Origin of the sequence: Stenotrophomonas sp. Sm6012 (assembly GCF_030985895.1) — a bacterium.
Classification (GTDB): domain Bacteria; phylum Pseudomonadota; class Gammaproteobacteria; order Xanthomonadales; family Xanthomonadaceae; genus Stenotrophomonas; species Stenotrophomonas forensis.
The window spans coordinates 1-8,081 of sequence record NZ_JAPTFX010000177.1 but is presented as its reverse complement, the minus strand read 5'-3'; the positions used below and the strand labels follow the sequence as shown (position 1 = coordinate 8,081).

The following is an 8,081-nucleotide window of genomic DNA, read 5'->3' as shown; positions in this document are numbered from 1 at the left end:
CGCCCCCCCCCCCCCCCCCGCGACGGTGAATAGCGAGCTTACGATGCTCTACTGGCGCATCGGCCAACGCATCCACACGCAGGTCTTGGACAGGCGCCGGGGCGCCTACGGCAAGGAAGTTCTGCCCACCTTGGCTGCGCAGTTGGTGGAGGAGTACGGCAGCAGCTTTGCAGAGCAGAACTTGCGCCGCATGGTGCAGTTCGCCGCCACCTTCCCCGACGAGCGAATTCTCGTATCACTGATACGAGAATTGAGCTGGACGCACTTCATCGCCCTGATGCCGCTGAAAGACCCGCTCCAGCGGGACTACTACGCACAGATGGCCAGCACCCAACGCTGGAGCGTGCGGACGCTGCGCGAGCGTATCGACTCGATGCTGTACGAGCGCACGGCGCTTTCCCAAAAGCCGGAAGAAACCATAGCGCAGGAGTTGGCGACCCTGCGCGATGCGCAGCGCATGTCGCCGGCCCTGGTCATGCGCGACCCGTACATCCTCGACTTCCTGGGCCTGCGGGACACTTGGCAGGAAGGCGACTTGGAAGCGGCGATCATCCGTGAAATGGAGTCCTTCCTGCTGGAGCTGGGCGCGGGCTTCTCATTCGTCGCCCGGCAGAAGCGCATTCCGATCGACGACGAGGATTTCCACCTTGACCTTCTGTTCTACAACCGCAAGCTGCGGCGGCTGGTTGCGGTGGAGTTGAAGGTAGGTGACTTCAAGGCGGCCTACAAAGGGCAGATGGAGCTTTACCTTCGGTGGCTAGACAAGCACGAACGGGAGCCGGAGGAAGCCTCGCCGCTCGGGATCATCCTTTGCACCGGCAAGAAGCGCGAGCAGATCGAATTGCTGGAGCTGGACAAGTCCGGCATCCACGTTGCCGAGTATCTGACCGCCTTGCCGCCGAGGGGCGTGCTGGTGGAGCGGCTGCAACAGGCAACGCAACGGGCGCAGTTGCAAATCGAGCAGCGCAAGACGGACAACGAGTAGTCCTGTCCCAAGCAGTCGGGCGTCCCGGCGTGCCGCCGTCGCGCTGTCGTGCTGCGCATCGAGCTTCGCTGCGCGAGTCTCGCCCCTGTCGGGCTTCCATCACTGACGCCTCCGTCCCGGCTCGTTGATCCGGGCCTGCGCGCTCCGCTTGCCAAAAATCGACTCTGTGCAGTGGGCGGGTGTGGGCGGTCTTGCTGTTCCCTTCACCGTATCACGGCGTTCTCGCCGTCAAGGGCGGCGCGCGCCATGCGCGCTTGCGTCCTGGCGGCCGTCTGCGACCCCTGACTGCTTGCGCTGCGCCGTGCTGCCGCCGGTTCCGGGCAATTCCGCCCGAGCAACCGGAGCACGATCATGTCGCAACTGTCCTTTCCCTCGTTCGATTCCTGTCTGCTGGTGCGCGACGCGCACGGGCGCTATCTACCGGCATCGGCCGACGACATTCTGGAAGCTGCGCGCCAGGTCATTGACCGGAAAATGCGGCGCGGAGCAGAGTTCACTTCGCCGGCGGCGGTCAAGGAATACTTGCGTACAAAGTTGGCCAGCTTCGAGCATGAGGTGTTCGTAGTGCTGTTCATGGATACGCGCCATCGTCTGATCGAATACAGGGAGATGTTCCACGGCACTATTGACGGTGCGTCGGTGTATCCGCGCGAAGTGGTCAAGGAGGCGCTGCGGCTCAATGCGGCGGCGGTCGTCGTTTCGCACAACCATCCGAGCGGAAACCCCGAGCCGAGCGCGGCTGACCGGGCGCTGACCCAGCGGCTCAAGGAAGCGTTGGGTCTGGTGGACGTGCGCGTGCTCGATCACATCATCGTTGCGGGCAACGAAACGGCATCGTTCGCCGAGCATGGGCTGATCTAGCCCAAGGGGCTTCGGCCCCTTTTTGCTGCGCCTGGTGGCATAGCTATGGCCCTCGCGGCCTGATGCTCAGGCCGTCGCAACCTGAATCATCTCGTCGTAATGTTTCTTGTCCACCTCTTCCAGCCACTGGAAGATGTTCCCGATGACGCTGTGGCTTTCGCCTGCCAAGTTTTCTGCGGATTCCTCTGTTATCTCAATAACGTCGCTATGTGAATACTTATTGATAAAGCGGTAGATTTTTTCTTTAAGCTCTGGTGTCGTGATGGTGCAATCTTTTAGGCCAGCCTCCATCAATTGACTAATGTCGCTTCGACGCCTTGGATATTTGAAGGTGAAAAACGATTCAACAAGCTTTCGGGCGAGGTTGGCGGTCAAGAACGCCTCATCTCGATTGAGTGTTGTGTGCGCCCTATATTCGTAGAGCTTCTTGAAGATATAGTGGTACTCGGAACCGTAGTTCTTGAGTGAGTCGTCGGCATCCACAAGTAGGGAGTGACGAGGGGAGCCAGGTGGCGCATCCAGGCGATAAAAGAAGCAATTCTCGGCGTTGCCTTTTTTGACTCGATTCCTATTGGTGCCAGTGAACCAGTCTCTCACTAGCTTAAAGTAAGTGAAGTTGTGAGTCAGCACAAAAAGTTGCTTGGCTTCAGTGCATTGCGTTCTCAAAAACGAGTAGGCGTGAAACAAGTGATTAGAATCAAAGCTTGAGACCGGATCGTCAACGACGACGATCGTATCCTTGATGTTATTTCCATTTTCTTTGAGCTTCGTGATGAAATAGACAAATGCAATCGCAGTTTTCTCACCTTCGCTCAAATTCCCATCGTGCTCACCAACCCCGTTTCTGATGATCTCATAGCCTTTCTTCTTCTGATTGAAGTTCAGGCAAAGCTCAGAGCGGCCAATGAAGCGATGCAGGATGTCATTGAACTCCTTTGCCCCGACCGTTTCATTCGAGAGCGCCGCTTCTATGGCTCCGACCTCTAGACTAATTTTTTCAATTTCCTTATGGTCGTTCTTTGCTTCTGACTCAAGGTCATTGCACTTCTTCTCACTTCCAGCATAGTCAAACTCTTGCACCTCAGCCGCAGCAAAGTGAAGCTCCAGTGCCACCTTGCTTTTTGAGGTCTCAGATTTGAAATTTGAAGTCTTATTGTTGTGCTTTCCAACGAGAGCAACAATCGATTTCAGGATGTCATTGAAATTGGTGACATCGTCTTCAACCACATCCGAGATCTGAATGTCTGTCTTCCCAGGGTCTGTGATCTTGGCCTTCAGGGCTTCCCGCCAGGCGTCGATTTGCTGGTCGATCTTTTCAGCAGCAGTTGCGTAGTCCTTTTGAAGCTTCTCTGCCTCGGCCGATAGTTCTTTATAAAACTCGGTCGATGCGGGAAACTGATTAGCTGGAGCGCCTTGAGATTCAATCCATGTCGCCGCGTTCTGAAGTCGGCTCTGAAACTCCGTGAACTCCTTGCTGAAGTGGGCAGCAAGCGCCTCGGCACGAAGCTGGGCGAACGGAGAGCCGCAGAACTCGCAGGATTGCGAGTCGTGGTTTTTATGGATTTCCAAGCCTGCTTGAACCCATTCGCGGATTTCCGGGTTATCGGTCAGCCGCTGGATTGCTTGATTGACCGCCGTAGTCCCAATCAAATCTCTGATGCGGCCCGCCGCTTTCTTAAAGTAGTCCGGCTCAATGGCCGTTGAGGCGAAAGCAATGCTTGGAAGCTGATCTGGCTTGGCGGCATTCGTAAGGTCGATAACCCTCTCATCTGGAAGAACCGACTCCGCCTTGATAATTGTCTCGCCGTTATTCTGTATGAAGTTGAAGAGCTTGCGGCGGTCGTAATTCAAGTAATAACTGTCGCTCGTATCAATCGCCTGAAGTCCAAGCTTCATTTTCTTGGCAGCATTGGTCAGGAACTTCTCTAATGCCTCACGCTGCTTCTTGATATCGCTTTGCTTGTCGTCGTGAGCCTTCTTTTTCGACTGAAGCTCGCTCTTCAGCTTCTCCAGCTTCTGCAAGTCATCAATCTTCTCTTTCGCAATAAGAAGGATGCTCTTTACGGATTTGTCCCAATCAATGTTCTCATGCACGAAGCGTTGATTGAAAACATGAATATTCAATTGGGATGAGTGGAGTGTGGATTCCGTGATCGTTGAGCCATCCTCCAGAACTACTGAAAATTGGCCCGTGCTGAAGCGGGGAACCATCGAGCGAAGCTCAAAGCAAGAGAATAGATTCGATAACGTTGACTTGCCTGTTCCATTCCAACCATAGACCAGGTTGTACCGGCCGAACTTTTGGATCTTCGTTCCATTGAAGTCGCTGAAGATTCCGAACTGTTTGAGGCGGTTGATGCAGACAATCATCTCTATATCTCCGTGTTCTTGCTTTCCCATCATTTGCTTGCGAAACAAATGGTAAACGAAGAGTCCTCTTGCGTCTCCGCTTCGCGGATCGCGCTGCTCCAGGTTCGCTAGTCGCTCATCCCTGGCGGGACTGGCTTCGCCAGCCTTCCGCATCGCTGACGCCTACGGCCCGGCTTCCAGCTTCGGGCCTGCGCGCTTCGCTTGCGTGCGGTCAGCACAAAGGGATGGCCGTTGCCTTGTCCAGCCGTCTCCCCTGACTTCATCACCTTACCCGCGACCGTAGCCCGCGACCGTGTGCCGTCAAGGCGCGCAGGGCCGTGTCCTCGGCTGCGCCTGCGGGCCGCACCAACCCTGCGCTTGGCTCCTTGACGGCCCCCGTCCGCGCGCTCCTTTGGGCGCGGGCGATGAACTCAGGAAAGACGGTGGCAACAGGGCCAACCGGGTTCCTCGTGCCGACCGCACCAAACAGCCGAAAGGCTGGGCTCCGAATCTAGAAATCCGGTGTGCGGTGTGAACAGCAAACCTCTTTTGTCAGGAGAAAGACCATGCAACTCGCATCCCGTTTCGCTTTCCGCTCCCCCTCGCTGCGCAGCGATTACCCGCTGTCCGACGACCAGATTCACCGCGTGGCCCCGTCCATCTTCGCGGATGCCCCGCACGAGAGCCGTTCGCAGCGGTACGCCTATATCCCCACCGCCGCCGTGCTGACCGAGCTTCGCAAAGAAGGCTTCCAGCCTTTCATGGTGACGCAAACCCGCGTGCGCGACGAAGGCAAGCGCGAGCACACCAAACACATGATTCGCTTGCGCCATGCCAGCCAGATCAACGGCGCGGAGGCCAACGAAATCGTGCTGCTGAACTCGCACGACGGCACCAGCAGCTATCAGATGCTGGCCGGAATGTTCCGGTTCGTGTGCAGCAATGGCCTTGTCTGCGGCAACACCGTGGCCGATGTGCGAGTGCCCCATAAAGGCGACGTGGCCGGTCTGGTCATTGAGGGGGCTTACGAAGTCTTGAGCGGTTTCGATCGGGTGAAGGAATCGCGCGATGCCATGCGCGGCATCACCTTGGACGATGGCGAATCCGAAGTGTTCGCCCGCGCCGCGCTCGCCCTCAAGTACGACGACCCCGACAAGCCCGCGCCCATCACGGAATCGCAAATCCTGATGCCGCGCCGCTTCGACGACCGCCGCCCCGACCTGTGGAGCGTGTTCAACCGCACCCAAGAAAACCTGACCCAAGGCGGGCTGCGTGGCCGCAGCGCCAACGGGCGCCGACAGCAAACCCGCCCGGTGCAGGGCATCGACCAAAACATCCGACTAAATCGCGCCCTCTGGCTGCTGGCCGATGGCATGCGCCAGTTGAAAGCCTGAATCCCCACGCGGCAGGGGCAGGCAGCAGCCCTTGTCGCTTTCTTCGCTGCTGCATCCCTGAACCGATAGGAGTTATCACCATGAACGCCGTTACCCAAACCGAAGCCCGCGCCATCAACACCGCCGCCGCTATCCCGCTGGAAGCCGCTGATCCGACCAAGAACCTGATTCTGGTTCCGCTGTCGCGGCTGGTGTCGCGTCCCACTGGCCGCAACGTGCGCAAGACCCCGCGCATGTCCATTCCCGAACTCGCCGCCAGCATCCAGCGTGTCGGCCTGCTGCAAAACCTCATCGTGATTGCCGCCGCCGATGGCGAGCATTACGAGGTCGTGGCCGGTGACCGTCGCCTCGCAGCGTTGAAGCTGCTGGCGAAAAAGCACCGCATTAGCAAGGAATGGGAGGTGCCTTGCCTGCTGGTGGCCGATGGCACCGCCCGCACGGCCAGCCTCACCGAGAACGTGCAGCGCGAAGCCATGCACCCCGCCGACCAGTTCGAGGCGTTCGCCGCGCTCGTGGCCGAAGGCCGCAGCATCGAGGACATTGCAGCGGATTTCAGCGTCACGCCGCTGGTGGTGCAGCGCCGTCTGAAACTCGCCAACGTGTCGCCGCGCCTGCTGGCCGACTACCGGGCCGAGGCCGTGAGCCTTGACCAGTTGATGGCCCTCGCCATCACCGACGACCATGCTGCGCAGGAAGCCGCGTTCTACGATGCGCCCACATGGCAGCGCGGCCCGCACAACCTGCGCGACCGCCTGACCGAACGCGAAATCGACGCCTACCGGCATCCGCTGGTGCGCTTTGTCGGGCTGGACGGCTACGAGCAGGAAGGCGGTGGCATCCGCCGCGACCTGTTCGCGGAGGGCGACAAAGGCGTGTATCTGACCGATGCCGCACTGCTGGAACGGCTGGCGCAGGACAAGCTGGCAGGTATCGCCGCCAAGGTGCAGGCCGAGGGCTGGGCGTGGGTGGATGCCACGCCGGGCATGACCCATGCCGATCTGCAAGCCTTCCAGCGTGCGCCAAGGGAACGCCGCAGTCCGAACAAGCGCGACGCGCAGCGCATCGAGAAGCTGCAAACCAAGCTGCACGAACTGGCCGAGGCGGTGGATGCCGCGCTGGACGACGAGGACGAGGAAAAGGCCGATGCCTTGCAGGAAGAAGGCGAACGCCTGGGCGAGCAGTTGCAGGCGCTGGAAGATGGCTTGCTGGACTATGCGGCCAACGTGAAGGCCGCAGCCGGTGCCATTGTCACCATCGACCGCGACGGGCAGGCCGCGATTCATCGCGGGCTGCTGCGCGAAGCGGAGGCCAAGGCACTGCGCACGCTGGAGCGGCTGCGGCAGGGTTTCGGCAGCGAAGGCGAAGCCGCGAACGAGGACGCAGGCGAGGACGACGAGCAGCCCAAGACCGCCGCCATGTCTGACCGACTGGCGCAGCGGTTGAGCGCGCACCGTACCGCTGCGCTGCAAATCGAAGTTGCACGGCATCCGCAAGCAGCGCTGGCCGCCGTGGTGCATGGCATGGTGCAGACCGTCTTGCAGGAAAGGCACTACGGGCACGACCTGCCGCTGGGTGTGCGCCTCACGGTGCAAGACCGGCTGGAAGGCATGGCCCCGGACTGGCCGGAATCACCCGCCGCCGTGGCGCTGCGCGAACTGCAACAGGTGGCAGGCGAAACCTTGCCGGAGGACAGCGCCGAACTGTTCGCCGCGCTGCTGGCGAAATCACAGGATGAACTGGTGCGGCTGTTGGCCGTGTGCTTAGCTTCCACGGTGGACGTGGTGACGCCTCGCGCCACGCCGCACCAGCCCGGCGCGGAACTGGCGCAGGCCGTGGGGCTGGATATGGCCGCGTGGTGGCAGCCCACCAATGAGGGTTACTTCCGGCATGTGCCGAAGGCCGCGATTCTGGAAGCCGTTGGCGGGTTCGCGCCCTCGCACGTCACCCGACTGGCGAAGTTGAAGAAGGGCGACATTGCCAGCGAAGCCGAACGGCTGGCCGCTGGCACCGGCTGGATGCCCGCCATCTTCCGCTCCGAAGGCCCGCAGCAGACCGGGCAGGACGCGCCGGCGGATGGCGAAGCCGAAGCACAGGAAGAAGTGGCCGCCGTGGCGGATGACCAGCCGCAGGCCGAGGCTTTGGCCGCGTGACTTCGCACCGTAGATAGCGCCCCGGTTCCGGCCGGGGCGCTTCATGTTGAGGATGCCTGCCATGACCCACCAACCCGCAAACCGCCCCCGCATAGCTGCGACCTATGCCTCCGGCACGGTGCGCGCCCGCCGCTGGCACGGCGACGGCGACGTGCGCGGCTACCGTCCGCCGCGTGGCTGGACGGCCCGCGCCGACCTGACCGATCTGCATCCCCTCACGGGCCGCGCCTTGCCGCGCGCCGTGTGGTGGATCATCGAAACCAAGGAATAACGAGCCGCACCGGCCCCAAGCCGTGCCGCCTTGGGGCCGGTGGTCGAAAACTCCGGGCGCGGCGGTGGCCG

Annotated in this window: 6 protein-coding genes; 5 read left to right on the top strand and 1 reads right to left on the bottom strand. The window is 60.5% G+C overall.

Features of this window, described 5'->3' with window-relative positions; all coding sequences use genetic code 11:
* Both O0J73_RS20265 and radC read left to right on the top strand, forming a co-directional pair.
* On the top strand, positions 1-985 hold a 985-nt coding region (locus O0J73_RS20265; protein ID WP_308309487.1), incomplete at its 5' end, for a PDDEXK nuclease domain-containing protein.
* A 351-nt stretch (positions 986-1,336) separates the two neighbouring features.
* A complete protein-coding gene (gene radC / locus O0J73_RS20260; protein ID WP_003092330.1) occupies positions 1,337-1,846 on the top strand; it encodes a DNA repair protein RadC in 510 nt (169 codons plus the stop codon).
* A 66-nt stretch (positions 1,847-1,912) separates the two neighbouring features.
* Here radC and O0J73_RS20255 read toward each other — a convergent pair whose 3' ends face one another.
* Complete coding sequence (locus O0J73_RS20255) at positions 1,913-4,369, bottom strand: AAA family ATPase (protein WP_001223964.1); 2,457 nt, start codon at positions 4,367-4,369, stop codon at positions 1,913-1,915.
* A 392-nt stretch (positions 4,370-4,761) separates the two neighbouring features.
* Between O0J73_RS20255 and O0J73_RS20250 the strand changes: the two genes are divergently transcribed.
* From O0J73_RS20250 to O0J73_RS20240, 3 genes are all read left to right on the top strand, one after another.
* On the top strand, positions 4,762-5,589 hold the full coding sequence (locus O0J73_RS20250) for a DUF932 domain-containing protein (RefSeq protein WP_003092327.1): 828 nt from the start codon (positions 4,762-4,764) through the stop codon (positions 5,587-5,589).
* 80 nt (positions 5,590-5,669) lie between these two features.
* Complete coding sequence (locus O0J73_RS20245; RefSeq protein ID WP_000994919.1) at positions 5,670-7,739, top strand: ParB/RepB/Spo0J family partition protein; 2,070 nt, start codon at positions 5,670-5,672, stop codon at positions 7,737-7,739.
* A 61-nt stretch (positions 7,740-7,800) separates the two neighbouring features.
* Positions 7,801-8,010 (top strand): hypothetical protein, encoded by a 210-nt coding sequence (locus O0J73_RS20240; protein WP_022580212.1) that lies wholly within the window; start codon positions 7,801-7,803, stop codon positions 8,008-8,010.
* Positions 8,011-8,081 lie beyond the last annotated feature (71 nt).